Source organism: Azospirillum terrae, from assembly GCF_053470425.1.
Map to the genome: position 1 here is coordinate 338,575 of NZ_JBPXMR010000001.1, position 26,813 is coordinate 365,387.

The window sequence follows — 26,813 nt, forward strand, 5'->3', positions numbered from 1 at the left end:
CGGGCAGGGAAGGGGATTGCCACCGGAGCGACGGCGGAAGCGCGCGGAGGTGCATCCCATGGCCCGAAAGAGGTGCGGCGGGTGCGGCTCTACAACGCACGGCTTCCCACCCCGGCCGTTTGGCCAAGGGTATACACTGGATCGGCGGCGACCTCGGGCACGACTGCCTAGATAAAGAGAAGCCGCCTGCCGGATTTCGGGAGTTGGACACCATGGCCACCGCCACCGATGCCACCGTCGATCCCTTCGCCGCCGACACCCCGCCCCGCATCGCTCTGGCCCACACCTATCGCATGGACGAGGCGCAGGCGGTGGAGGCGCTGATCGAGCGGGCGGCGCTGCCCGCGGCTCTGAGCGCCCGCATTGAAAAGGAGGCGGCCCGTCTGGTCGAAGGCGTGCGTCAAGCCCGCACCAGCTTCGGCATGCTGGACGCCTTTCTTCAGGAGTTCGGGCTGTCCACCCGCGAGGGCGTTGCGCTGATGTGCCTTGCCGAGGCTCTGCTGCGCATCCCCGACCCGGAGACCGCAGACGCGCTGATCCGCGACAAGATCGGCGAGGCCGATTGGGCACACCACGTCGGGCACGCCGACAACTTGTTCGTCAACGCGTCCACCTGGGCGCTGATGCTCACCGGGCGGGTGATCCGCCTCGATTCGGAGACGGAGAAGCGTCCGGCGGCGCTGCTCAACCGGCTGATTGCGCGGGCCGGCGAGCCGGTGATCCGCCAGGCGATGATGCGGGCCATGCGCATCCTCGGCCGGCAGTTCGTCATGGGCCGCACCATCGACGAAGCGCTGGAGCGCGGGCGCGAGCAGGAACGCGGCGGCTACCGCCACTCCTATGACATGCTGGGCGAGGGTGCCCGCACCATGGCGGACGCCGACCGCTATCTGGAAACCTACGCCACCGCCATCCGCGCCATCGGTGCAGCGCGCGGCAGCCGGGGCGTGGTGGAGAGCCCCGGCATCTCGGTCAAGCTCTCCGCCCTGCACCCGCGCTATGAGGAGGCGCAGCGCGAGCGCGTCGTGCGCGAACTGCTGCCGCGCCTGAAGAGCCTGTGCGTGATGGCGCGCGACGCCGGCATCGGCCTGACCGTGGACGCCGAGGAGGCTGACCGGCTGGCCTTGCAGCTCGATCTGGTCGAGGCGATGGCGCTGGACGCCGACCTTGCCGGCTGGGACGGGCTCGGGCTGGCGGTGCAGGCCTACCAGAAGCGCGGCTACGCGGTGGTCGAATGGCTGGCTGAGTTGACCCGGCGGTCCGGCCGGCGGCTCATGGTGCGTCTGGTGAAGGGCGCCTATTGGGACACCGAGATCAAGCGCGCGCAGGAGCGCGGCCTGGACAACTACCCGGTCTTCACGCGCAAGGTGAACACGGACGTCTCGTACCTCGCTTGCGCCCGGCGGCTGTTGGAGCTGCGCGCGCAGCTCTACCCGATGTTCGCCACCCACAACGCGCACACCGTGGCCGCGGTCCAGGCCATGGCCGGCGACCGCCAGGGCTACGAGTTCCAGCGTCTGCACGGCATGGGCGAGCCGCTGTACCATCAGATTGTCGGTGCGGATATGCCCGTGCGCGTCTACGCGCCGGTGGGCAGCCACGAGGATCTGCTGGCTTACCTCGTGCGGCGGCTGCTGGAGAACGGGGCCAACTCCTCCTTCGTCAACCGCATCCAGGACGACAAGGTGCCGGTGGCGGACATCGTCGCCGACCCGGTCGGCCACGCCGCGCGCCTGCCCTACAAGCCGCACCCCCGCATCCCGCTGCCCCGCGACCTGTTCGGGCCTGAGCGGCACAACTCCCAGGGCGTCGACCTCAGCGACCCGACGCAGACGGAACCGCTGCTGCACCGGATGGCGCAGGCCTGGGCCACCCCGTGGTCGGCGGCGCCGCTGGTCGGCGGGCGGGCGCTGGAGGGTGCCGGGCGCGCGGTGCTCGATCCGTCCAGCCGCCGCCCGGTCGGCGCGGTGGTGGAGGCCAGCGACCGCGATGTCGGGCACGCGCTGGCCCTGGCCGCCGCCGCGGCGCGCGACTGGGCGAACACCCCGGCCGAGCGGCGCGCCACGGTGCTGGAACGTGCCGGCGACCTGATGGAGCGGCATCGCGCGGAGTTGATGGCGCTGTGCGTGCGCGAGGCCGGCAAGACCATTCCCGACGCCCTGGCCGAGGTGCGCGAGGCGGTGGATTTCTGCCGCTACTACGCCGCCCGCGCCCGCATCGACTTCGCCCTGCCCAAGGTGATGCACGGCCCGACGGGGGAGCACAACCAGCTCTCCCTGCACGGGCGCGGCGTGTTCGCCTGCATCAGCCCGTGGAACTTCCCGCTTGCCATCTTCGTCGGGCAGGTGACGGCGGCGCTGGCCGCCGGCAACGCGGTGGCCGCCAAGCCGGCCGAGCAGACGCCGCTGATGGCCTGCCGCGCCGTGCAATTGTTCCATGAGGCCGGCCTGCCGGTGGACGTGCTGCACCTGCTGCCGGGCGACGGCCGGGTGGGGGCGGCCCTGGTGAACGACCCGCGGGTGCGCGGCGTCGCCTTCACCGGCTCGACCGAGACGGCACGCGCCATCAATCTGGCGCTGGCCCAGCGCAGCGGCCCCATCGTGCCGCTGATCGCCGAGACCGGCGGGCAGAATGTGCTGATCGCCGACTCCTCGGCGCTGCCCGAACAACTGGTGGACGACGTGCTGACCAGCGCCTTCCGCTCGACGGGGCAGCGCTGCTCGGCTCTGCGCGTGCTGTTCGTGCAGGACGGCATCGCCGACCGGGTGATCCGCATGCTGGACGGCGCCGCGCACGAGCTGCGCGTCGGCGATCCGGGATTGCTGCGCACCGACGTCGGCCCGGCCATCGACGAGGAGGCGCGCGCCACGCTCGCCGCCCACGCCGAGCGCATGGCGGCGCAGGCCAAGCCGCTGTTCACGGTGCCGCTGGGAGAGGAATGCGCGCACGGCACGTTCTTCGCGCCGCGGGCGTTCGAGCTGGACCGCCTGGACCGGCTGGAGCGCGAGGTGTTCGGGCCGGTGCTGCACGTCATCCGCTATCAGGCCGACCGGCTGGATTCGGTGCTCGACGCAGTTGAGGCGACGGGGTACGGACTGACGCTGGGCATCCACAGCCGGATCGACGGCACCATCCGCCGCATTCACGGCCGGCTGGGCGTCGGCAACACCTACGTCAACCGCAACATGATCGGCGCCGTGGTCGGTGTGCAGCCCTTCGGCGGCGAGGGGTTATCGGGCACCGGCCCGAAGGCCGGCGGGCCGCATTACCTGATGCGCTTCGCCACCGAGCGCACGCTGACCGTCAACACGACGGCAGCGGGCGGCAACACCACGCTGGTGTCGCTGTCGGAGGACGGGGTGGACGTATTGTGATCAGGGCGTCTGCTTGCGCAGCAGATCGAGCATCCGCGACGGCACCGGTTCCTCGAGAACCGTGTCGTACAGGCGGTGCAACTCGTCCACGTGCTGGCGATGCAGATGGAGCAGGGCTTTCGCCTCCGCGTCCGTCTCGACAGCGGCTTCGAATTCCCGCCGCTCGTTCTCGTCGAGGGCGCCGTCGAGATAGGCGTTTATGTGGCTCATCGTCACACGCTTCATGTCCGTTCAATCCCGGAGCGTCGCAAACGGTCCGTGACACGTCCGGCTTATGTCCAGGTCGTGAGGCTCGGAAGACGTCGGCTACCCCTTCTTATGGGGATCTCCACGAAAACCACAATGCCCCGTATCGGGTTTCTCCCTTGGATTGGTCTTCAGTCATGGCCGGCCCCCCGCCCCATTGCGCCTGCGTTGTATGCCCGATGTAACAGCGCCCACTCATGCTTGTTCCGGCAGCAAACGCTGGGGAACGCGACAAAGCGCAACACTGTTGCACGCGAACACAGCCAGCCCCAACCAGCCGGACCAGGAGAGCGCCATGGCACAGCAGGAAGGCCGCCAGCCGCCGCAGCACCAGAACGTGCAGCCCGGACATCAGGACGCCATGACCCCGCAGCCGGCGTCGGAGCGCCCGGAATACCGCGGAAGCGGCAAGCTGCGCGACAAGGTTGCCCTGATCACCGGCGGCGACAGCGGCATCGGCCGGGCCACCGCGATCCTCTTCGCCCGCGAAGGGGCGAGGGTCGGCTTCGTCTATCTGAACGAGGACAAGGACGCCGAGGAGACCCGCCGCCTCGTCCAGCAGGAAGGCCAGCCCTGCACGGCGATCCGCGGCGACCTGGGCGACGAGGAGACCTGCCGCCGCGTCGTCGAACGCATGGTGGACGAGCACGGCCGCCTCGACATCCTCGTCAACAACGCCGCCGAGCAGCACCCGCAGCAAAAGCTGGAAGACATCACCGCGGAGCAGCTGGAGCGCACCTTCCGCACCAACATCTTCGCCTATTTCTTCATGGCCAAGGCGGCGCTGCCGCACATGAAGGAGGGTGGGGCCATCATCAACACCACGTCGGTGACCGCCTACAAGGGCAACCCGATGCTGCTGGACTACTCCTCCACCAAGGGGGCGGTCGTCGCCTTCACGCGCTCGCTGGCGCTGGCGGTGGCCGAGCGCGGCATCCGGGTGAACGGCGTGGCCCCCGGCCCGATCTGGACGCCGCTGATTCCCTCCACCTTCCCCGAGGACAAGGTCGAAAAGTTCGGCTCCGAGACACCGATGAAGCGCGCCGGCCAACCGGACGAGGTGGCGCCCTGCTACGTCTTCCTGGCGTCGTCGGACTCCAGCTACATGAGCGGACAAGTGCTGCACCCGAACGGCGGCAGCGTGGTGAACGGCTGAATTTGCGGTGGAGACGAAGAAGAGCGGGACCCCAGGCCCCGCCCTTCTTGCGTGTCTGGCGCCTACGCCGCCATCAGCGTGTTCAGCCGCTCGCGGGCGCGGCAAAGACGGGAACGGATGGTGCCGATGGAGACGTTCAGCTTTTCGGCGGCTTCCTGATAAGGGCGGCCCTCGATGGCGACCAATTTGACCACTTTGCGCTGGCTGGGCGTCAGCGCACCGAAGGCGCGGTCCACGTCGCGGAAGACGAGGCGGGCGATCTGCGAGGCTTCGACCGACATGGCGCCGTCCCACAGTTCGACCTTGGTGACGTGCTTTTCGCGTTGAAGATTGTTGAAATGCAGGTTCTTCAGCATGGTGGTGAGCCAGGCCTGCATGTTGGTCCCCGGTTCGAAGCGGTGCGAGCGCGAGAGCGCGCGGGCCAGGCAGTCCTGCGTCAGATCTTCGGCGGCCGTGACATCACGCGTCAGTTTGCACGCGTAACGCTGCAAATTCGGCATACAGCGAATGAGTTCGGCCTCGAAAGAATATGGCATGGTCTCACGTCCTCCAACTCTTCTTCCTTGTTGCCGGGCGGCCGTCGAGATGCGCACCGCTCCGCGAGAGACGACGAACCCCGTCCGGCAACCCGGCTGATGCGCCGGTCCGGTTCGGTGGTGCGGTCGATGGGGGGTGGTCCAGGCCCTTAGGGCACTCGCTCGTTCGAGCCGGCGACGCGCGCGTTTTGGGCTGTCGTCATTGTCGGTCTCCCCGTTCCTCGAATGCGGCGAACGATCCGGGCGTGCCCCTTCCGGATCGCTCCCGTCCGATGTGACGTCCCGGTCTTAACGCGGGGGGTGACCGCTTGTTCCCCTAGGGGGGATGCGGAAAGTGCCGCAATATGAGCTTATGGCTGAGGCTCGGCTTCACCCGTTCGGATGAGGGGCGTTCGGGTGAGGGGGCGGCTACCGCCCGGCGCGGCTTTCCAGCCGGCGCAGGAACTCGCGCATGATCGTGCGGTAGAGGTCGTCTTTGAGCCGCGCGTCCTCGACGCCCAGGTCCAGGCTGGGGTTGTCGTTGATCTCGATGACGAAGACGCCGCGTTCGTTCTGCTTGACGTCGACGCCGTACAGGCCGTCGCCGATCAGCCCCGCGGCCTTCACCGCGATGTCGATCACTTCCCTTGGCGCCTCATCGACCAGCAATGTGCGGGTCGAGCCCGTCTCGGCGCGGCCGTTGCCGCCGTGCTTGACGATCTGCCAGTGCTTCTTCGCCATCAAATACTGGCAGATGTAGAAGGGCTGGCGGTTCAGCACGCCGACGCGCCAGTCGAACTCGGTGTACATGAACTCCTGCGCCAGGATGACGTCGGAGTCCTCGAATAGGCTCTCGGCGGTCGCCTCCATCTCGGAGCGGTTGGTCACCTTGTAGACCCCGCGCGAGAACGACCCGTCCGGGATCTTCAGCACGATGGGGTAGGGGATCTCCTGGTCCAGCGTGGCGAGGCCGCGCTTGTCGAGGATCACCGTCTTCGGCGTCGGGATGCGGTTGGCCTTGAGCAGTTCGGCCAGATACACCTTGTTGGTGCATTTGAGGATCGAGTTGGGATCGTCGATCACCGCCATCCCCTCCGACTCCGCTTTCTTGGCGAAGCGATAGGTGTGGTTGTCGATGGCCGTGCCCTCGCGGATGAACAGCGCGTCGTATTCGGCGAGGCGCAGGTAGTCCTTCTTCTCGATCAGCTCCACCTCGATGCCCAGGCTCTCGCCGGCCTTGACGAACTTCTGCAAGGCGCGCGGGCTGGAGGGCGGCAGCTCCTCCTTGGGATTGTGCAGGATCGCCAGCGTCCAGCGCGCCATGGCGCGGGCGGCCGGCTCGCGCCAGGAGGCGCGGGTGTAGGCGTCCAGCGCCGCCTCGCACGCGTCCTTCTGCTCGGCGCTCAGCGCGTCGATGGACAACGGCTCCACCGCGTGCAGCACCCAGCCGCCCTTCAGCCGCACCTGTACCTTCAGGATAGGGCATCGGAACAGGTCGAAGATCTCGCGCGCGATGTCGGCGAAGCGGCGGTCCGCCGTCACTCCGAAGAATACGTACAGGTTGAACGACGCCTCGGGCGGATCGGCCAGCCGCTTCATCTTGCGCTTCAGCGCCTCCTCCACCTCGGACAGCGCGGCACGGGTTAGCCCGCGCTGGCGCAGGTCGAGGATGGTCTTGACGGTCGGGATCACCCGCTCGCCGCGCGCCTCGCCCAGCAGCGACACGTAGTACCCGGTGCCCAGATACTCGTAGGTGCGGCTGAGATTGATGACGCGCTGGTTGCGGCCGCGTGCCGCATCGGGCTTGGCGATGTAGTCGCGGGCGGTGACGACCTGAAGGTTGTCCTTCTGCCAGGGGAAGTCGGCGCGGCGGTCGACGATGACGAGATGCGTCGCCATCAGTCGACCGCACGCTCGCGCAGGAGCAGCGTCGCCTTGAGCTGCGCCTTGCCGTAGCGGGCCATCCGTTCGAAATCCAGGCGTGGAATCGGCATGAAGATCCGGTCGATGTGGGCGTGGTGGCGATCATGGACCAGCGGGTCGTGCACATAGAGGAAACGCTCGTCCGCCCCCGACACCACGACCCAGTGCGGGAACTTCTCACGGTAGATGCGATAGCTGCTGATCAGCACGATGGGGATGGCGCCCTCCTGCACCGCGCGCGCCATGTCGTCGGCGGTCTGCGTCCGGTGGGTTATACGCACGCCGGTCTCGGCCAGTTCCTCGATCATCTCCTGGTGGACGAGGCGCATGACCTCCTTCTTGTCGTCGTCGCGCACGCCGTCGAGAAAAGGGACGCTGTCGTCCTTGACGCAGATCTCCACGTCCAGCCCGCGCCGCCACGCCGACAGCGCCATCCCGTAGGGGCCGCAGCCGCCGTGACCGGAGGTCATGAACACCGTCGTCGCCTCGCGCCACAGGCGCAGCTCCAACTGGCGGTTCAGCTCCAGCTCGGGCTTCAGCGCCTTCATGCCCATCATCAGGGCCGACGGTCCACAGGTGAAATCCAGGGTCTGCTGGTAGTAAGGCACCAAACGGGCTCCGAGCGGCGCGCTGGGACCGTTGGTGCCCAAGCGCTTTTCCAGCCGCAATGCTTCCATGTGGTCTTCGTAGTAGTCACTGTAAACACCGAACTCACGGTATCCATTCCCCTTGTACAGCGCGATGGCCGAGGCGTTGTCGCGCCGCACCTCCAGCCGCAGGTACATGCAGTCGCGCGAACCCGCCGCCTGCTCGGCGGCGTTCAGCAGGCGTGCGGCGACGCCCTGGCCGCGAAACGGCGGATCGACCGCGAAGGAATAAAGCCGCGCCAGCGACGTTCCCGCGTGAAAGGCGACCATCGCGTAGCCGGCGATCACATCCGCGTGAAGTTCCACCAGCACCAAAGCATTGGCTTTGGTGATCATGTGGTGGAAACTGCGGCGGGTGAGGCGGTCGGTGACGAAGCAGCGCTCCTCGATGCCGAGCAGCGCCGGGATGTCGGAGGGCAACGCTTGCCGCAACGTGGCCGGCGCCGGTTCGATGCGGAGGTCGAGATCGTCTGGCATGGCGTATGTAATAGGAGGTACGGGTCTTCGCCTGTATCCTACTCTCTTCCCCGCGCGGGGAAAGCGGTAGCACCGCGTAAGCGTCGGGAACGGAGCCCTAGGCGTGCGCTCCAACTTAGGCTAGCCTTAAAGTTTGCTTAACCAAGAATCTGGAGACTGCCACCTTCAGACAGTGCGCACAATCTCCCGGATCGTCGGACAGCGGTTCGCCCGAACGAAGGACATCGACACGCTATGGATTCTCGGTACAAAACCAGCGAGATCGAACGGCGCAGCCTGGATGTGGACGGGCTGAAGCGCTCGTTCCTGGAATGGCTTGTCTACTCGGTCGGCAAGGACGCCCGCGCGGCCACCCGGCGCGACTGGTTCCATACCGTGGCGCTGGCGGTGCGCGACCGGCTGGTGGACCGCTGGATGGACACCACCCGCACCTATTACCAGCAGGATGCCAAGCGCGTTTACTACATGTCGCTGGAGTTCCTGATCGGCCGGCTGCTGACCAACAGCCTGGCCAATCTGGGCATCATGGACCCCTGCCGGCAGGCGCTCGACCGCATCGGGCTGACGCTGGACGAGGTGGTCGAGGCCGAGCCGGACGCGGCACTTGGCAACGGCGGCCTGGGCCGTCTGGCGGCGTGTTTCCTGGACAGCATGGCGTCGCTGGGGCTGCCCGGCTACGGCTACGGCATCCGCTACGAGTTCGGCCTGTTCGAGCAGCGCTTCGAGCACGGCTGGCAGGTCGAATACCCCGAGCAGTGGCTGCAATTCGGCAACCCGTGGGAATTCCCCCGGCCGGAGGTTCTGTACCCCGTGCAGTTCTACGGCCGCGTCGAGGAGTTCCGCGACAGCGTCGGCGAGAAGGCCTACCGCTGGGTGGACGCCGAGCGCGTGCTGGCCATGGCCTACGACACGCCGGTGGTCGGCTACGGCGGCAAGACGATCAACACGCTGCGCCTGTGGTCGGCGCGGGCCACGCGCGACTTCAACTTCGGCCACTTCAACGACGGCGCCTACATGAAGGCGGTCGAGCAGAAGGTGCTGTCGGAGAACCTCAGCCGCGTGCTGTACCCGAACGACGCCACCGAGACCGGCCGCGAGCTTCGCCTGAAGCAGGAGTACTTCTTCACCTCGGCGTCGTTGCAGGACATCATCCGCCGCTTCCTCCAGCATCACCCGGATTTCGAGATGCTGCCGGAAAAGGCGGCGATCCAGCTCAACGACACGCATCCGTCCATCGGCATCGCCGAGATGATGCACCTGCTGATCGACCAGCACGGCGTGGAATGGGAAAAGGCGTGGGACATCACCCGCCGCTGCTTCTCCTACACCAACCACACGCTGCTGCCCGAAGCGTTGGAGGCGTGGCCGGTGCGCCTGCTGGAACGCGTGCTGCCGCGCCACATGCAGATCATCTACGAGATCAACGCGCGCTTCCTGAACCGCTCCAAGGCCCGCGCCGCCGGCGACAACGGCCGTCTGTCGCGGCTGTCGCTGATCGACGAGCGCGGCGAGCGGCGCGTGCGCATGGGCAATCTGGCGTTCCTCGGCTCGCACAAGGTGAACGGCGTCTCGGCGCTGCACACCGAACTGATGCAGCAGACGGTGTTCGCCGACTTCCACGCCGAGTTCCCGGACCGCATCAACAACAAGACCAACGGCATCACGCCGCGCCGCTGGCTGCATCAGGCCAACCGCCCGCTGTCCGAGCTGATCACCAGCCGTATCGGCGAAGGTTGGGTGCACGACCTGGAGCAGATCAAGGCGATCCTGCCGAAGGCCGACGACGCGACGTTCCGTGAGGAATTCCGCCGCGCCAAGCGGGCGAACAAGAAGCGCCTGACCGCCTACATCGCGCGCCAGACCGGCACCGAAATCAACGCCGACAGCCTGTTCGACGTTCAGGTCAAGCGCATGCACGAGTACAAGCGCCAGCTGCTGAACATCTTGCAGACCATCGCGCTGTACAACGACATGCGGTCCAACCCGACCGTCAACTGGGTGCCGGTGACCAAGATCTTCGCCGGTAAGGCGGCCCCCGCCTACCAGATGGCGAAGCTGATCATCAAGCTGATCAACGATGTCGCCAAGGTGGTCAACCACGACCCGGCGGTGCACGACAATCTGAAGATCGTCTACCTGCCGAACTACAACGTCACCGCCGCCGAGATCATCATCCCCGCCGCCGACCTATCGGAGCAGATCTCGACCGCCGGCATGGAGGCGTCGGGCACCGGCAACATGAAGCTGGCGCTGAACGGTGCGCTCACCATCGGCACGCTGGACGGCGCCAACGTGGAGATCAAGGAACACGTCGGCGACGACAACATCTTCATCTTCGGCCTGACCGCGGAGGAGGCCAACAGCCTGCGCGAAGGCGGCGCCTACAACCCGCGTCAGGTGATCGCCGCCAACCCGGCGCTGAAGCGGGCGCTGGACATGATCTCGACCGGCGTGTTCTCGCCGGACGATCCCAACCGCTTCCACCCCATCCTCCAGGCCCTTACCGACGGCGGCGACCACTTCCTGGTCACGGCCGACTTCGAGGACTATTGCCTTGCGCAGGAACGCGCCATGGAGCTCTACCGCGACACTGAGGAGTGGACGCGCAAGGCGATCATCAACACCGCCAGCATGGGCTGGTTCTCTTCGGACCGTACGATCAACGAGTACGCCAAGGAGATCTGGAACGTGCACCCGGTCGTGCCGGACAGCAACGGCTCGGGCTTTAGGTAAGGCTTCCATCGAGGAAGAAAGCCCCTCTCCCCTCGCGGGAGAGGGGTTTGGGGAGAGGGGGATAGCCGCCGGCAGGCGGCGGAAGCGTCTCTCCTTTCCGGCCATCCGGCCGTAACCACCCTCTCCCCAACCATCGGCGCTTGCACGCGCCGATCCCGTCAAGGGAGAGGGGCTTTCATGTAATTGCTTCGATGCGAACGCCGCGCACACTTTACAAGCCCCGCGGCTTCGCGTATGGATGGCGTCATGAATCGCTCGTCCGCCAAGACCACCACCACGACCAAAAAGACTCGCTTCGGCGGGCCTTGCGGAGATGGCGTGCGTTGATCGCGTAACGACACTCACCACGAGGGCCCCGCCGGACACGGACGGGGCCCTTGTCGTATCAGGGCTCCGGTCCACCGCCCGACCGGGCACGCCACATTAGGACGGAGTAGCTTGAAGATGTCTGCCGCCAGTTCCCATGCTCCTCGCCGCGTCGCCATCGTCGGAGCCACCGGCGCCGTTGGCCGCGAGATGGTTGAAGTCCTCCACCGCCGCAACTTCCCGGTCGGCGAGCTTCGCCTGCTGGCCTCCGGCCGCAGCGCCGGCAAGGTGGTCGAGACGCCGTATGGCGCGATCACCCTCCAGGAATACTCGCTGGATCTGGTCAAGGACTGCGATGTGGTGCTGCTCGCCGTGTCCGGCGACTTCGCCAAGGCGCACGCGCCGGCCATCGCCGCGGCCGGCCCGCTGGTGATCGATAACTCCTCGGCCTTCCGCTACGATCCGGAGATCCCGCTGATCGTGCCGGAGATCAACGCCTCGGCCTACGATCCCGCCAAGCGCCTGATCGCCAACCCGAACTGCACCACGGCCATCGCCGTCGTGGCGCTCGGCCCGCTGCACAAGGCGTTCGGCCTGAAGCGCGTCATCGTCTCCACCTATCAGGCGACCAGCGGCGCCGGTGCGGAGGGCATGGCCGAGCTGGAGGAGCAGACCCGCAACGTCCTGGACGGCAAGCCCGCCGCCAACAGCGTCTTCCGTCACCCGATCCCGTTCAACCTGATCCCGCAGATCGACGCGTTCCAGGACAACGGCTACACCAAGGAAGAGATGAAGGTCACCTGGGAGACGCGGAAGATCCTCGGCCTGCCCGACCTGCCGCTCTCCTGCACGGCGGTGCGCATCCCGACCTACCGCGCGCACTCCGAGGCGATCACCATCGAGACGATCCAGCCGGTCACCGCCGAGGCGGCGCGCGCCGTGCTGGCCGACGCCCCCGGCGTCAAGCTGACCGACGTTCCGGCCGATGGCATCTACCCGATGCCGCTGAACGCTTCGGGCCAGTTCGACGTCGAAGCCGGCCGCATCCGCGCCAATCCGGTGTTCGGCGATCACGGCCTCGACCTGTTCGTCTGCGGCGACCAGCTGCTCAAGGGCGCAGCGCTCAACGCGGTGCAGATCGCCGAACTGGCGCTGTAACAAGCCATCCGCGGGTCGGGCGGCCTCTCGGCCGCCCCGGCTCGCGGCGCTTGCGTCCACCGCCGGTTTGCGGTAGGATAGAATTCCTTGCTGGGAGGGGTGTGCCTCCAGAGACGCCCCGGTGAACGGAACACCCCCTGCACACTGTTTCATAGTGTTCCATTCTGTTCCATTCGCCGGCCGCCGCATCCCACTGGAACGGCGGGGCCGGGGCTGCTATCTATGACCATGCGTGCGCGAGGCCTTCGGGCTTCCGCGCGCGTTGTTTTTTGGATCGACAGAAGAGTTGAGGGATCGCGCATGTCCGGAATTCAGGACGCCGTCTCCCGGCGCCGGACCTTTGCCATCATCGCGCACCCGGACGCCGGCAAGACCACGCTGACGGAAAAGCTGCTGCTGTTCGGCGGCGCCATCCAGATGGCCGGCGCCGTGAAGGCGCGCGGCGAGCAGCGGCGCGCCAAGTCCGACTGGATGAAGGTGGAGCGCGAGCGCGGCATCTCGGTGACCGCGTCGGTGATGACCTTCGACTACGACGGCCGCACCTTCAACCTGCTGGACACGCCGGGCCACGAGGACTTCTCGGAGGACACCTACCGCACCCTCACGGCGGTGGACAGCGCGGTGATGGTCATCGACGGCGCCAAGGGCATCGAGGCGCAGACCCTGAAGCTGTTCGAGGTCTGCCGCCTGCGCGACGTGCCGATCACCACCTTCTGCAACAAGATGGACCGCGAGGCGCGCGACCCCTTCGACCTCATCTCGGAGATCGAGGAGGCGTTGCAGATCCACGTCACCCCGGCGAGTTGGCCCATCGGCATGGGCCGCGACTTCCTGGGTTGCTACGACCTGATCCGCGACCGTCTGATCCTGATGGACCGCACCAAGGGCGACGAGGTGAGCGAGGGCATCGAGTGCAACGGCCTTGACGACCCCCGGCTCGACGAGCTGCTGCCGGCCCACGCCGTCGCCAAGCTGCGCGAGGATGTGGAGATGGCGCGCGGCCTGATGCCGCCGTTCAACCTCGACGACTACCGCGCCGGCCATTTGACGCCGATCTATTTCGGCTCCGCCATCAACAACTTCGGTGTGCAGGAGCTGTTGACCGGTCTCGCCGAGAACGCCCCGCCGCCGCGCCCGCAGCCGGCCGACCCGCGCGTGGTCGAGCCGTCGGAGGAGAAGGTCACCGGCTTCGTGTTCAAGGTCCAGGCCAACATGGACCCGAACCACCGCGACCGCATCGCCTTCGTCCGTCTGTGCTCGGGCAAGTTCCGGCGCGGCGCCAAGCTGAAGCACATGCGCTCGGGCAAGCTGCTGGCGGTGAACAACGCCGTGCTGTTCCTGGCCCGCGACCGCGAATTGGCCGAGGAGGCCTGGCCCGGCGACATCATCGGCATTCCCAACCACGGCAGCCTTCGCATCGGCGACACGCTGACCGAGGGCGAGGAGATCCGCTTCACCGGCGTTCCGAGCTTCGCGCCGGAGCTGTTGCAGCGCGCCAAGCTCGACGACCCTATGCGGGTGAAGCACCTGCGCAAGGCGCTGGAGCATTTTGCCGAGGAGGGTGCGTCCCAGGTGTTCAAGCCGCTGTCGGGCGCCGACTGGATCGTCGGCGTCGTCGGCCAACTCCAGTTCGAGGTGCTCGCCGCCCGCATCGATGCGGAATACAACATCAGCGCCAAGTTCGAGGGTGCCGGTGTCGACGCCGCGCGATGGGTCGAAACGGACGACCGCGCCCAGCTCGACAAGTTCATCGACCTGAACCGCTCGGCCCTGGCCGAGGACCACGATGGTGCGCTGGTGTTCCTGGCGCGCAACGCGTGGCACCTCAACCGCACGCAGGAGGACTTCCCGGCCCTACGCTTCCTGAAGACGCGCGAGCAGAACCGCAAGGTGCAGACGGCGGCCTGAACGCGCTGCACGCAACCGAACGGCTGACCGGATGGGGTACCTCGCTGTCTGAAAGTCAGGTTGACACCCCTCCGGCCGTGCTCGACCTTATGCCGGAATGGTTAGGGGACGTGCGGCCGAGCAACGCTTGACGTCCGCTGGTGCCGCCGGGGATCGGCACGGCGGCTTGCCGCTTTGGGGAGGTTGGGCGCATGTCGGGCGGACCGATCGGCATCTTCGACACCAGCGGTTTCCTGCCGCACGGCATCTGCCTGCTGTGGCAACCGGAACTGCTGGCGCTGCACGTGTCTTCCGACGTGATGACCGGGCTCGCCTACTACTCGATTCCGCTGGCGCTGGTGTATTTCGTGTGGAAGCGCCGCGACGTGGCGTTCAGCTGGGTGTTCTGGCTGTTCGCCGCGTTCATCCTGGCCTGCGGGACGACGCACTTCCTCGATGTCTGGACGCTGTGGAACCCGAACTACGGCGTGCAGGGGCTCGTCAAGGCGGGGACCGCGCTGGCCTCCGTGCTGACGGCGATTGCGCTGTGGCTGCTGATGCCGCGGGCTCTGGCGCTGCCCAGCCCGACCCAACTGCGGCTCACCAACCAAGCGCTGGAACGCGAGATCCGGGAGCGCCGGCAGGCGGAGGAGCGCTACACCGGCTTCTTCAACAACCTCGCCGAAGGCCTCTTCGTCGTCGCGGTGCGGCCGGACGGTCAGTTCGTCATCGACACCCTGAACCCCGCGCACACCCGCGCCACCGGCCTGGACCCCGCAAAGGTGTGTGGTCGCGTGTTGGACGAGGGGCTTCCCCCCGATGTGGCGGCTAAGGTGAAGGCGCGCTATTCCGCGTGCGTCGCCGCCGGCGGCCCCATCGACTACGAGGAGACGCTGGACCTGCCCTCCGGCCGGCGGACGTGGCACACGGTGCTCGTTCCGGTGCGCGATGCCGCTGGCACCATCGTCCAATTACTGGGCAGTTCCCGCGACATCACCGAGCGCCAGGAGTTGCAGGAAGAACTGGTGCAGGCGTCCAAGCTGGCGACGTTGGGCACGCTGGCGGCCGGCATGGCGCACGAGATGAGCCAGCCGCTCAACATCATCCGCATCTGGGCGGAAAACGCACTGTCGCGCCTGCGCGACGGCGAACTCGACAAGGAGCGCGCGGAGAAGGTGCTGACGCTGATTGGCGAGCAGACCGAGCGCATGGGCAAGATCATCGACCACATGCGCACCTTCAGCCGGCGCGATGGCGGTGGCTCGCAGGCATTCGATCCGGCTGTGAGCGTGCGGTCGGCCGTGGAGATGGTCCGTCACCAGTACGCGCTGGAGGACATCGCCATCGATGCCGACATGACGGAGGAGTCGTGCATCGTGCGCGGCCGGCCCTTCCAGTTGGAGCAGGTGGTTCTCAACCTTCTGTCGAACGCGCGCGACGCCATCACGGAGCGGCGAAGCGCCACCGGCGAAACCGGGCGCATCCACGTCACCTACAGCGTCTACAGCGCCCGGCATGCCGCGTGCATTGCGGTCACCGATGACGGCGGCGGCATCGACGACGCGGTGCTGTCGCGCATTTTCGATCCATTCTTTACCACCAAGGAAGTTGGTAAGGGCTCCGGCCTCGGCCTGTCCATTGGCTATGGGATCATCGATTCCATGCGTGGCCGCATCGAAGCGGCCAACATCGACCATGACGACGGCCGGCGCGGCGTACGCTTCACCATCACGCTGCCGGTGACCCGCCCCTCACTGCGCGATGTGGAGCTTGCCCATGCCTGATCCGTTCCACGTCCTGGTCGCCGAGGACGAGGCGCTCGCAGCCATGGCGATCGACGATTTCCTGTCGCGCAAAGGCTACCGTGTGACCATCGCGGCGGACGGGCAGGAGGCGGTGGAACGGCTGCGGGCCGAGCCAGTCGATGCGGTGATCACCGATCTCCGCATGCCGCGCCTGGACGGCCGCGGTTTGATCCGCGAATTGCGCGGCATGAGCGCCACGCTGCCGGTGATCGTCATGACCGGCTTCCTGGCCTCGGAATCGGACGGTGACGCGCTCACCGACGGGACGTGGAATCCCCTGGAGATCCTGCGCAAGCCGGTCAGCCCGCAGGCTATCCTCGACACGCTGCAACGGATGCTCGGCGGCGCGGCCTGATCAGGTCTTCGGGTGATGGTGCACGTGGTCGTGGCCGCGGCCGTGTTCGTCACCGTCGTGGGAGTGCGGGGCGACGCTGACGTCGGCCGGTACCAGATGCAGTTGCCCATGCCGCACGCCGCGCTCGGCCATCAGGGCGTTGGCGAAGTCACGCACCGCGTCGGTGCGCCCCTTGAGCACCGCCACCTCCAAGCAGGAATCATGGTCCAGGTGGATGTGCAGCGTCGAGTGCGTCAGGTCGTGGTGGGCGTGGTGCGCCTGGGTGATGCGGCGTGACAGCTCGCGTTCGTGATGGTCGTAGACATAGCTGACGCAGGCGACGCAGTCCGGCGCGCGGTCGCGCTCCAGCCGGTCGGCCTCCAGCTTGGCACGAATCAGGTCGCGCACCGCCTCCGACCGGTTGGCGTAGCCGGTGCGGTGAATGTACTCGTCGAACTGGGCCAATAGATCGTCGTCCAGCGACACGGTGACGCGTTCCATGGGCTTTCCTCCCTGCCGTTCCTTGATCGCGTGGGTAGCACAGCCGCCGGCACGGCGCATCGATGTTGACCGCTCCGCCCGCGTATGAAAAATTCCGCGGACTTCATACAAGCCCAGCGAAGGGCACATCGGAGAGGCGCAACGATGCACCACACGACACAGCGTACCCTTGGGGCGGTCCTTGCCGCCGGTCTGATCGGTCTCGCCGGGGCGGCGCAAGCCCACACCGGCGGCGCGCACGGCGCCGGCTTCGAGCACGGCTTCGCGCATCCATTCGGCGGCGTCGATCACCTGCTCGCCATGGTCACCGTTGGCCTGTGGGCCGCGCAGCGCGGCGGCCGGGCACTGTGGGCCGTGCCGGCGAGCTTCATGGGCATGATGCTGGTCGGCGGCCTGCTGGGCCTGAACGGCGTGGTGCTGCCGTCCGTCGAGTTGGGCATTGCCGCCTCGCTGGTCGTGCTGGGCTCGCTGGTCGCGCTCGCGGTTCGTCCCTCGGTGTGGCTGGGCGCCGCCATCGTCGGCGTCTTTGCGGTGTTCCACGGCCACGCGCACGGCGCCGAAGCGCCGGAAGCGGCGGCCCCGGCCCTCTACGCCGCCGGCTTCGTTGCCGCCACCGGCCTGTTGCACCTGCTGGGCATCGCCGGCTTCCGTTCGGCCACCGTCGCCAAGCTGGGTGGCATGCTGGTCCGTCTGACCGGGGCCGCCGTCGCCGCCAGCGGCCTCGCCTTGCTGGCGGTCTGATCTCGTTGGGAGGGGGGCGCCGCGGCGCCCCCTATTTCTCGATCGGCTCGACGTCCACCTGCACGGACAGGCCGTGCCCGGTCCCGGCGACGATGACGCCCCGCACCGGGCTGACGTCGTCGTAATCGCGGCCCCAGGCGACCGTAATGTAGTCCCGGTCGGCGACCCGCCCGTTGGTCGGGCAGAGGTCCAGCCAGATTTCCCCGCCGCACCACACCGACACCCACGCGTGGCTGAGGTCGGCGCCGACCAGCCGAGGTTCGCCCGGCGGTGGCAGCGTGCGCAAATAGCCGCTCACATAGCGCGCCGCCAGCCCCATGGAGCGCAGCCCGCCGATCAGCAGGTGGGCGAAGTCCTGGCAGACGCCGCGCCGGTTCGCCAGCACCTCGGCCAGCGGCGTCGCCACCGTCGTCGCCATCGGGTCGAAGGTGAAGTCGCGGTGGATGCGCTGCATCAGGTCGAACGCCGCCGCAGCCACCGGCCTCTCCGGCTCGAATGATGGCCGGGCGAAGTCCGCCAAGTCCGGCGTCGCCTCCACCAGTGCACTGTTGAAGGCGAACTGCGCCACCGTCGCCGGGTCGCCCGGCGCGCCGACCAGCCGTTCCCAGGCCGGCGTGGCGTTCCGGTCAATGGGCTGCGGATCGAACACCTCGATCTCGCTGTCGGCGGTGATGGTCAACTGCCGGTGCGGCTCCTGCATGGAGACATAGGTGACCGGGTTGCCGAAAAAATCCTCGTAATCGGAGGTCAGCGCCGCGGTCGGCCCGACGCAAAGTGCGAAAGCGTGGCAGCACTGGCGTGGGTGCGGGCGCGGCCGGAGGTGGACGAGGTGGTGCGACACCGGCACGTCCTCGCCGTAGTCGTAGCGGGTCACATGGCGGCAGCGATAGCGCATGGGGGGCTCACGCAAAACGGGCGAAGGCATGGCTGAAATAGGCATGCGCCAGCAGGTTCGAGAGTTCGGGCAGCGTCTGCGCCAAAGCCTCCAGTGCGGTGCGCAGCGGCTCGGCATGGTGCAGCGCCTCCGACCCGCGCAGCGCGGCACGGGCCTCTGCGGTGACGGTGACGGCGGCGGCTCCGCCCTCGCCGGTGGCCTGCGGCAGCGCCGCGGCGTGCTGCTCCAGCGCCGCGAGCTGGAAGGCCAGCGAGCGCGGGTTGCTCTCGTCGGTGAGCAGCAGGTCGAGCACCGGCCCGCGGTTCATCTCAGCCAGCGTGCGCTCGCGGTAGGCCATGACGCTCTCGCCAAGCTCCAGCAGCACTTCCAGCGCCGCGGCCTCCTGCGTGGTGTCCGCACGGTCGTCCATAGGCAGGCTCGTGGCGCGCACCAGCGACACCATGTGGACGGCGCGCTCCATCCGCCGCCCCATGTCGAGGAAACGCCAGCCATGGCCGCGCGTCATGCTCTCCTGCTCCAGCCCGGACAGCGCCGCAAGCGTCGTCATCACGTCGTCGAGGCGCAGCAGCAACGCCGCCGAATCAACGCGCTTGGTCGGCCACAGGCTCTGCCGGTCGAGCTGCGAGATCACCCGCCACATGTCCAGCGACAGCCGGTCGCGCACCCCATAGCCGACGCGGTGCAGGCGCTGCACGTTGGTGCGCAGGCTGCCGGGGTGCATCTCGTCGAACACGGCGGAGCGCAACGCAGTTTCCAGCCCTCGGCTGCTGCCCAGCCGGGTCAGCTCCCACGGGATGACGTTGAGGCGGGCCATCAGGAGCAGCAGCACGGTCAGCTCGTCGGCGGCGCCCGGTTGGTTGCCGTCGGTCAGTCGCCCGTAGGTGCCACGCAGAAGGCGCACCGCCCCCTCCGCGCGCTCTGCGTAGCGGCCCAGCCAGAACAGCCCGTCGGCGACGCGGCTGGGCAGGGCGCCGGTGCCGGCGCGCACCAAACGCGTCTCGTGCGCCGGGCGGGGGGACGCCGGCTCGGAGCGCCGGTTGGGCGCGAGGACCCAGGTGTCCTTGCTGCCGCCGCCGTGCTGCATGGAGATGATCAGCCGCCCTGGCTCGGCGCACACGCGGGCCAGCCCTCCGGGCATGGCGATGTAGCCGTCGGCCGTCGCGCACAGAAAGACGCGCAACACCAGCGGGCGCGGTTGCAGGTGCCCATCCTCCCACACCGGCGCGGTGGACAGGCCGGGGGGCTGGTGCGCCACATAGGCCCACGGGCTGCGGCGGATGCGCTCTGCCAGATCGGCGCGCTCGGCGTCGGACAGGGCGGAGCCGTGCACCGGCTCGAAGGGGAGGGAGCGGAATGCCGGGGCGACGATCAGCTCGGCCATATGGTCCTGGACGTAGCGGCACTCCGCCTCCTGCCCGCACCACCAGGACGCAACGTGCGGCAATGCCAGATCTTCGCCGAACAGCCGGCGGTTCAGCCCGTTGAGGAACGGGCGGAATGACAGCGATTCCAACAGCCCGCTGCCCAACGCGTTGGCGACGGCCACGTTGCCGGCGCGCACCGCCTCGGTCAGGCCGGCGACACCCAGCGAGCTGTCGGGGCGCAGTGCCAGGGGGTCGGCGAAGTCGTCGTCCAGGCGGCGCAGGATGACGTCCACCGGCTCCAGCCCGGACAGCGTCTTCAGCCAGACCTGCCGGTCGCGCACCGTCAGGTCCGCGCCCTCCACCAGCGTGATGCCCAGGTGGCGGGCGAGGTAGACGTGCTCGAAATAGGTCTCGTTGTAGGGGCCGGGGGTGAGCAGAACGATGCGGGCCGCCCCGTTGCGCGGGTTGAGCCCAGCCAACGTCTCGCGGAACGTCGCGAAGAACGGCGCCAGCCGCTCCACATGGCAGGCGCGAAAGCTGTCCGGCAGCACGCGGGTCAGCACAGCGCGGTTTTCCAGCGCGTAGCCGCTGCCGCTTGGCGCCTGGGTTCGGTCGGACAGCACCCACCACCGCCCGTCCGGCGCGCGGGCGAGGTCGGCGGCGTAAAAGTGCAGATAGGTGCCGTTCGGCACCGGTACGCCGTGCAGGGCGCGGCGGAATCCCGGATCGGCATAGACCAGCGCCGGGGGCAGGGCGCCGTCGCGCACCAAGGATTGCGGGCCGTAGACGTCGGCGAGGACGGCGTTCAGCAGGCGCGCGCGTTGCGCCAGCCCGGTGGCGATCTCCTGCCATTCGGCGGGCGGGATCGGCAGCGGCACCATGTCGAGCGGCCAGGGCCGCTCCATGCCCTGCGGATCACCGTAGATGTTGAAGGTGACGCCGTTCTGGTGAAGCAGCCGGCGGGCCTCTTCCCAGCGCTCGGCCATGCGGCCGGAATCAAGCCCGCCCAGCGAGCCCATGAAGGTCTGCCAGTGCGAGCGCAGGCGCCCGCGGCCATCTACCATCTCGTCGTAGATGGTGGGGGCGGTGTAGCCGAGTGCATCGGCCTCGCCGAACAGAGAGCCCTGCGCAACGGAAGAGGAATCAGAATGTGCCAAGAGGCGGCGTCCGCTGGGCTGTGTCGCACCACGGTGAAGTGTGGACGCCCACCGGTGCCGTTGCAAGGGGGGGCCTCGGCCGACGGCGTCCATAGCTGTTCGGTCTGGTCATTCTCCAGCAGCTTCGCCGAGCAGGCTGCCGATCACCGCGTTGCCGGTGCGTGGCGCACCGGCAACGCGTCGGCAATCGTTGCGCGAACCGAGACGTTTTTTCTGTCAATGAAGGGCTGGCAAGGTTAACGATTGTTGCGATGGCGCGAGGGTGTCGACGCTCTTGCAACGTCGTAGTCTGAATTGCGGGGGTGCTCGCGAAGATATGGCCGCTCCATGGCGTTGCTGACCGCCAAGACATCGATGTCCAAGACGCCCTCGGCTGCGGCCGATCCGGGTGCCGGGCGGGGCTTGGTCACCGGCAAATACTTCAATTTCAACCCGCTCCCGCCGCAGCCCGACATGTTGGGCAACCCGCTGGTGGTCCCGAACCTGCCAACCCACAAACGCCCCAAGGAGGGGTGGCGCAGCCAGATGGCGCGCTTTCTTTCCCGGCTGAACATGGGCGGCGGCTCGGCGACGGCGCGCAAGCGCTGGAAGCTCCAGGACACCATCGCCTCGGTGCTCGCGTCGGTGTCGCCCTCGGTGACGGGGGCGGAACGGCGCGGACCGCAGGGGCGGAGCGGCAAGGCGGTGCCGGTGGTCATTGTGCGCCATCCCTACCATCTGCGGCACGTCCTCGACATGATCCCGCAGCTCCCCTCCGAGTTGGGCAGCGAGCGCCGCTTCCTCGAATTGCTGATGAGTCGCATCCTCAAGAAATACGGCGAGCAGATGGGATCGGTGAAGGGCACCGCCTTTTCCTTCGAGCAAGAGGCAAAGGAGTACTTTCACGCGGGCTTCAAGTTGGAACGTCAAATCAAGAACGTTAACAGCCCCGACGAGCGCTTCGCTGCCTTACAGAACATTTATGTTGTCTATTTTCACGGGCGGCAATACTACTATTATGCGCTGCTGCGACGCGAGCGATTGCAGCCGGACAACAAGCTGTTCATGTTCTTCTCGCGCGCCTGCTACTTCATGGCGCGCATCGACTGGAGCGGGCAGTTGCTGGACAAGCCGAATCCGCGGTCGCTGCCGTCGCGCGACGAGATGATGTTCTACGTCCAGCGTGACAAGACGGTCCTGTTGCGCTACCGCTCGGACCCGGACTTCCAGCGGCAGGTGAAAAGCGTCCTGGAAGCCTTCCCAACCTGAGCGTCCCGCCTTTTCGCGAGTGCTTTCATGCGCATCCCTGCTCTCTCGTTCCTGATGACACTGGTCGCCGGCTCTGTTGGCGCGGCCAGCCTCGAGTCCGCCCCGAAAGCGGAAAGCGACGGCTTGCGCCCGCTACCGCTGACCATCACCGAGGCGGCTCCGCTCAAGCTGCCGCCGCAGCGCAGCGTTCCGGCGACGGCGCGGCGGGCGGTCCAGGTGGCTGCGCTGAACGGCCGGTGGGCGAAGGCCGACCCGGCGACCCGGCGCCCCATCGACGACTGCCGCACCGCGTATATGGAAATCGCCAAGGACGGCCAGTTCGCCCTGCGCGACCCGCGCATCGAGGCGCTGCCGGTGGACGGTCGCGTGACCTTCGCCGGCAGCGATCCGTCCGACGGCGTGAGCTTTGCCGGCGAAGGCGCCTCACCGCGCGGAACGCTGCGCCTGGAGCCCGGAGAGACGGCGCGCCTGGACCGCGTGGCGCTGCGCCTGGAGCAGCCCCTCGCCTTCGGTGCAACCTTCGTGCGCTGCCGGTAAGCGTTACCGAAGCGCGTCCAGCCGCAGCCGCACCGACCCGCTTAGGCACTCACCGGGCGGCAGCGCGCACAGGCCGGCGTCGGGCTCGTCGACATGGTTGACGGCATCGGTCATGTGGGTGACCGGCTCGACGCACAGGTAATCCTCGCCCTCCGGCGCGTAGACCACGAGGTGGCCGAACACTGGGTCCGCCTCGATGACCAGCCGGCGGCCGCACTGCGGCCAGTCGATGGCGGCGCGTCCGTCCCATCCCGTAAAGCCGTTGTCCACCACGACCGCGTCCATCACCCGCCCGTCCGGAAACCCCCACGACGGCGGCACTGGGGCGCGCTCATGTGGCAGCAGCGTGGCGTCGCCCAGCCACACCGCCCCCACCGCGGCGGTCAGCCGCGTGCCAGGCGGCTTGGGCAGGTAGGGGTGCAGGCCGAGACCGGCGGGCATCGTCCGGTCGCTCTCGTTGATCAATTCCAGCCGAACCTCCAGCCCATCGGCGTGCACCGTCATGCTCTGGACCGCCCGGTAGCTCCACGGCCACGCGTCCGCCGCGTGCCGGTAGGACAGGCGCAGTGACGAATCATCCTGCGCTTCGACCGTCCACGGTGTTTCCCAACCATGGCCGTGGAGGGGGTGCAGGCAGGCGGGATGGTTGAGCGGCAACTCTACCGCCGTTCCCTCGAAGCGGAAGCGTCCGCCGGCGATGCGGTTGGAGAACGGCACCAGCGGAAAGCAGCCCATGTCGGCGGCCGAACCGCCGTCGAGAGCCGTGCCGGGCGCCGGGCGCAAGAGGTGTATCGGGCCGTCCTCACCCCACAGCGTCAGCCGGGCGATGGAGCCCCCAACGCGCGGGCATACCATGCATTCCATCGTGCCATGCCGGAGCACGACCGGGCCGAGAGTGTCGGTCATGGCATACGCTCGTTCGTTGCGCGGTCCGGGAGTGTTCCCCGACCAGCTATCGCACACGCGCCGCGGGAAGGGAAGGGAAGGCGCCGCAGTGCAGAAAATTGAAGGTATTTTTCTTGCGGAGCGCTCTCTAGTATACGGGCGGTTTACCCATATCCCCCAAAATGGCGCATACCCCGGTGCGTCCAGGGGGCGACACACGTAACATTCATTCAGGATCATGGAGCCAAAGGCAGCACCACGGCCAGCCCCCGCAACCCTCGGCTCCCTGGACGAAGCCGAGGTCTGCCAGACGCTGGCCGACTACCATGGGCCGCTCGGGCGCTCCGTGATGGGAATCGTGCTGCGCCAGTACCTTGACTCCCACATCCTGACGCCGACCGAAATCATCCATTCCCTCAAGCACCTGAAGGCGCTGCTGGAACAGGGCACACTGGTCGAGAACGCGCTGATCAAGGTGACGGCGGCCCAGGCGCGATCACCGGGGCAGGACGCGCGGACCCGCCGTCTGGCGATCCAGAACGCTGTGATCGAAACGCAGGCCAAGGCCCGTGCCGCCCAGATCGCCTTCGCCGACCTGCCGAAGTCCCGTCCGATGGTCGAGCAGGTCATGGCCATGGAGGCCGGCAAGTCGCCGACCGGCGACATCGAGTACGACCTGCGCGTGGCGCTCGGCCTCGAACTGTCGGTCCGCCGGTCGTGGTCCGGCAAGTTCGACCGGCTGAACGAACTGCTGCAATGGGAGCGCGACGAGCGCCTGAGTGCGGCGGTGGACGGCGCCTTCGCCGACATCCTGTCCTCCGGCGTTGCCGTGCAGGAGCTGTACGGCTCGACGATGACGCTCGGCAGCATGGTGCTGAACCTCTGCGAGATGCTGCTCGGCCGCACCACGGTCGGCTCGACGCTGGGGCCGAACCGCATCGGTCTGCTCAACGCCATGTTCCGGCAGGGCAAGCTGCCGCAGGCGCGCGCGGCAGTGCTCGAGCGCGTCCGCCGCATCCTGCGGGCGCCGCAGGCGCTCGGCCGCACTCCGGCGGAGGATGCCCAACTGTTGAACGCGATCATGAGCCATTTGCTGACCCGTGAGGGCGTGGTCGGCGAATCACCCATGGCGGAGGCGCTGGCCGTCCGTTACTCGCGCCGCCTCGAACAAGGTGGTGCGACGGCGTTCCGCCAGTCGGTCCTCGCCGTCGCCGAGACGCAGAGCGACCTGTTCGCGCGCATCCGCTACCTGATCGCCGTGGCCGGCGCTCCCGCCGGAGAGCGCCTGCGGCCGGACATCGTCGAATCCATCGACGCGGCGCTCGGCAACGAGTTGCTGATCGAGAACGTCATCGTCCAGTCGCCGGACGTTGATCTCGTCCGCCAATCCATCGTCTCCACGGTCGAGGCGCTCGGCCGCTCGCCGCTGCCCGACGAGGCCCGCGCCCGGCTGGCCGGCCGGCTGGGCTGCGTGGTGGACGATTTCACCAAACGCGGCCGGCTGGTGCACCGCCTGCGTCAGGTGGAACCCATGCTGCGCCGCCGCGTCATCCGGCTGGCCGAACTGGCGACCTCCGGCCTGGTGCGCGAGGACGGGGCGTATCCGCTGCTGCGCCAGCACATCCTGGAAATCGCCAAGCAGCCGCAGTTCCAGCAGGATCTGATATCGCAGCAGAACAGCGAGGTGGCGCAGGCCGAAGTGCGGCGGCTGTACGAACTGCTCGACAAGCTGCGCCAAGCACCGCCGCCCAGCGGCTTGACACAGCCGGTGGCGCTGGCCGTCGCCGGCATCCCCGCCGCTGCTCCCGCTGTGCCGACGGTCGCGACCGCGCCGACCGTGGCGCATCCACTGCCGGCCATCGCCGCCGATCCGGCCCCAACGCCCGCCCGGCCCGTCGCAGCACCGCGCTCGGCAGCGCCGCCGCCGCTTCAGGACACGCTGTGCCCGAGCTGCTTCGAGCAGAAGCTGCCGGCCGAGCCCTGCGCCATCTGCGGTTATCCCAAGCGGACGGACGGCCGTCCGGGCATTCACCTCATGCCCGGCACGCCGTTGCAGACGCGCTACCGCGTCGGCCGGATTCTCGGGCAGGGCGGCTTCGGCGCCACCTACCTGGGCTGGGACGAGCGGCTTCACGTCAAGGTCGCGGTGAAGGAATACTACCCCGCCAACCTCATTTCCCGCCTCCCCGGCGGTGCCGAGGTGGCGGCCTTCTCCGACGAGCACGCCAAGGGCTTCACCGCCGGCCTCGGCAAGTTCCTGGAGGAGGCCCGGCTGCTGGCGCGCCTGCGCGACGTGAAGGAGATCGTCGGCATCCAGGACTTTTTCGAGGAGAACGGCACCGCCTACATCGTCATGGAGTTGCTGGAGGGCGGCACGCTCAAGAAGTACATCGCCGAGAGCGGCGGCCGCCTCGACTGCCGTCGGGTGCTGGCCGTCATGGCGCCGATCATGAAGGCGCTGCACACCGTGCACGACCAGGGACTGATCCACCGCGACATCAGCCCCGACAACATCTTCCTGACCGCGTCGGGCGAGCGCAAGCTGCTGGACTTCGGCGCCGCGCGCCATGCGGCGGGGCAGGCGGCCAACCTGACGGTCATCCTCAAGCCCGGCTATGCGCCGCCGGAGCAGTATTCCCTGGAGGGCAAGCAGGGGCCGTGGACCGACGTCTACGCGCTGTGCGCCACCGTCTATTGCGCGCTGACCGGCAAGCCGCCGCCGGACGCCACCGGGCGCTTCATGAACGACGTGGTGCCGAAGCCCACGGCCATCGGCGTGCAGGTGCCCCCGACCTTCGAGAAGGTGCTGATGAGCGGCCTCGCCATGCGCTGGCAGGATCGCCCGCAGACCATGCGTGAGCTGCTGAAGGCGTTCACCGCCGCGATGGGATGACGGTCGTCAAAGGGGTGTCCCGTTCGGCGTG

19 protein-coding genes are annotated in these 26,813 nt (G+C 67.9%); 11 read left to right on the plus strand and 8 right to left on the minus strand.

Features of this window, described 5'->3' with window-relative positions; genetic code table 11:
• The first annotated feature begins 212 nt into the window (after positions 1-212).
• Positions 213-3,374, plus strand: coding sequence for a bifunctional proline dehydrogenase/L-glutamate gamma-semialdehyde dehydrogenase PutA (gene putA, locus ACSVDD_RS01550; RefSeq protein ID WP_448187529.1), 3,162 nt, complete (start codon positions 213-215; stop codon positions 3,372-3,374).
• Here the strand turns inward: putA and ACSVDD_RS01555 are convergent, their stop codons facing one another.
• Entirely contained in the window at positions 3,375-3,599 is a 225-nt protein-coding gene (locus ACSVDD_RS01555) for an anti-sigma factor family protein (RefSeq protein ID WP_448187530.1), read from the minus strand. It lies immediately after the preceding gene.
• 316 nt (positions 3,600-3,915) lie between these two features.
• On the opposite strand from ACSVDD_RS01555, the gene ACSVDD_RS01560 reads away from it, so the two are divergent.
• Positions 3,916-4,776, plus strand: a complete 861-nt coding sequence (locus ACSVDD_RS01560) for an SDR family oxidoreductase (protein ID WP_448187531.1) — start codon at positions 3,916-3,918, stop codon at positions 4,774-4,776.
• A gap of 62 nt (positions 4,777-4,838) precedes the next feature.
• On the opposite strand, the gene ACSVDD_RS01565 is transcribed toward ACSVDD_RS01560, so the two are convergent.
• From ACSVDD_RS01565 to ACSVDD_RS01575, 3 genes are all read right to left on the minus strand, one after another.
• Positions 4,839-5,312: a sigma-70 family RNA polymerase sigma factor gene (locus tag ACSVDD_RS01565; protein WP_448187532.1), complete on the minus strand. Its 474-nt coding sequence runs from the start codon at positions 5,310-5,312 to the stop codon at positions 4,839-4,841.
• Between the two features lie 408 nt (positions 5,313-5,720).
• Entirely contained in the window at positions 5,721-7,190 is a 1,470-nt protein-coding gene (locus ACSVDD_RS01570) for a RimK family ATP-grasp domain-containing protein (RefSeq protein ID WP_448187533.1), read from the minus strand.
• Positions 7,190-8,338: a GNAT family N-acetyltransferase/peptidase C39 family protein gene (locus ACSVDD_RS01575; protein WP_448187534.1), complete on the minus strand. Its 1,149-nt coding sequence runs from the start codon at positions 8,336-8,338 to the stop codon at positions 7,190-7,192. Before ACSVDD_RS01575 ends, ACSVDD_RS01570 begins: the two co-directional genes overlap by 1 nt.
• Before the next feature lie 234 nt (positions 8,339-8,572).
• Here ACSVDD_RS01575 and ACSVDD_RS01580 point away from each other — a divergent pair, with 234 nt between their 5' ends.
• From ACSVDD_RS01580 to ACSVDD_RS01600, 5 genes are all read left to right on the plus strand, one after another.
• A complete protein-coding gene (locus ACSVDD_RS01580; RefSeq protein ID WP_448187535.1) occupies positions 8,573-11,071 on the plus strand; it encodes a glycogen/starch/alpha-glucan phosphorylase in 2,499 nt (832 codons plus the stop codon).
• A gap of 444 nt (positions 11,072-11,515) precedes the next feature.
• Positions 11,516-12,535, plus strand: a complete 1,020-nt coding sequence (locus ACSVDD_RS01585) for an aspartate-semialdehyde dehydrogenase (RefSeq protein WP_448188494.1) — start codon at positions 11,516-11,518, stop codon at positions 12,533-12,535.
• Between the two features lie 300 nt (positions 12,536-12,835).
• Positions 12,836-14,443, plus strand: coding sequence for a peptide chain release factor 3 (locus ACSVDD_RS01590; RefSeq protein ID WP_448187536.1), 1,608 nt, complete (start codon positions 12,836-12,838; stop codon positions 14,441-14,443).
• Positions 14,444-14,634: 191 nt separating this feature from the next.
• Positions 14,635-16,206 carry a PAS domain-containing sensor histidine kinase gene (locus ACSVDD_RS01595; protein ID WP_448187537.1) on the plus strand — a complete coding sequence of 524 codons (1,572 nt, stop codon included), beginning with the start codon at positions 14,635-14,637 and terminating at the stop codon, positions 16,204-16,206.
• Positions 16,199-16,582, plus strand: a complete 384-nt coding sequence (locus ACSVDD_RS01600) for a response regulator (protein WP_448187538.1) — start codon at positions 16,199-16,201, stop codon at positions 16,580-16,582. Before ACSVDD_RS01595 ends, ACSVDD_RS01600 begins: the two co-directional genes overlap by 8 nt.
• Here ACSVDD_RS01600 and nikR read toward each other — a convergent pair whose 3' ends face one another.
• Entirely contained in the window at positions 16,583-17,062 is a 480-nt protein-coding gene (gene nikR / locus ACSVDD_RS01605; protein ID WP_448187539.1) for a nickel-responsive transcriptional regulator NikR, read from the minus strand.
• 144 nt (positions 17,063-17,206) lie between these two features.
• On the opposite strand from nikR, the gene ACSVDD_RS01610 reads away from it, so the two are divergent.
• Positions 17,207-17,803: a HupE/UreJ family protein gene (locus ACSVDD_RS01610; protein WP_448187540.1), complete on the plus strand. Its 597-nt coding sequence runs from the start codon at positions 17,207-17,209 to the stop codon at positions 17,801-17,803.
• Between the two features lie 31 nt (positions 17,804-17,834).
• On the opposite strand, the gene ACSVDD_RS01615 is transcribed toward ACSVDD_RS01610, so the two are convergent.
• Both ACSVDD_RS01615 and ACSVDD_RS01620 read right to left on the minus strand, forming a co-directional pair.
• Positions 17,835-18,698: a transglutaminase family protein gene (locus ACSVDD_RS01615; protein ID WP_448187541.1), complete on the minus strand. Its 864-nt coding sequence runs from the start codon at positions 18,696-18,698 to the stop codon at positions 17,835-17,837.
• Positions 18,699-18,705: 7 nt separating this feature from the next.
• Positions 18,706-21,219: a circularly permuted type 2 ATP-grasp protein gene (locus tag ACSVDD_RS01620; protein WP_448187542.1), complete on the minus strand. Its 2,514-nt coding sequence runs from the start codon at positions 21,217-21,219 to the stop codon at positions 18,706-18,708.
• Positions 21,220-21,546: 327 nt separating this feature from the next.
• Between ACSVDD_RS01620 and ACSVDD_RS01625 the strand changes: the two genes are divergently transcribed.
• Together ACSVDD_RS01625 and ACSVDD_RS01630 are read left to right on the plus strand one after the other, a co-directional pair.
• Positions 21,547-22,467, plus strand: coding sequence for a hypothetical protein (locus tag ACSVDD_RS01625; RefSeq protein WP_448187543.1), 921 nt, complete (start codon positions 21,547-21,549; stop codon positions 22,465-22,467).
• A gap of 27 nt (positions 22,468-22,494) precedes the next feature.
• Complete coding sequence (locus tag ACSVDD_RS01630; protein WP_448187544.1) at positions 22,495-23,004, plus strand: hypothetical protein; 510 nt, start codon at positions 22,495-22,497, stop codon at positions 23,002-23,004.
• 3 nt (positions 23,005-23,007) lie between these two features.
• Here ACSVDD_RS01630 and ACSVDD_RS01635 read toward each other — a convergent pair whose 3' ends face one another.
• Entirely contained in the window at positions 23,008-23,910 is a 903-nt protein-coding gene (locus ACSVDD_RS01635) for an aldose 1-epimerase (protein WP_448187545.1), read from the minus strand.
• Between the two features lie 217 nt (positions 23,911-24,127).
• On the opposite strand from ACSVDD_RS01635, the gene ACSVDD_RS01640 reads away from it, so the two are divergent.
• On the plus strand, positions 24,128-26,782 hold the full coding sequence (locus ACSVDD_RS01640; protein WP_448187546.1) for a serine/threonine-protein kinase: 2,655 nt from the start codon (positions 24,128-24,130) through the stop codon (positions 26,780-26,782).
• Positions 26,783-26,813: the final 31 nt, after the last annotated feature.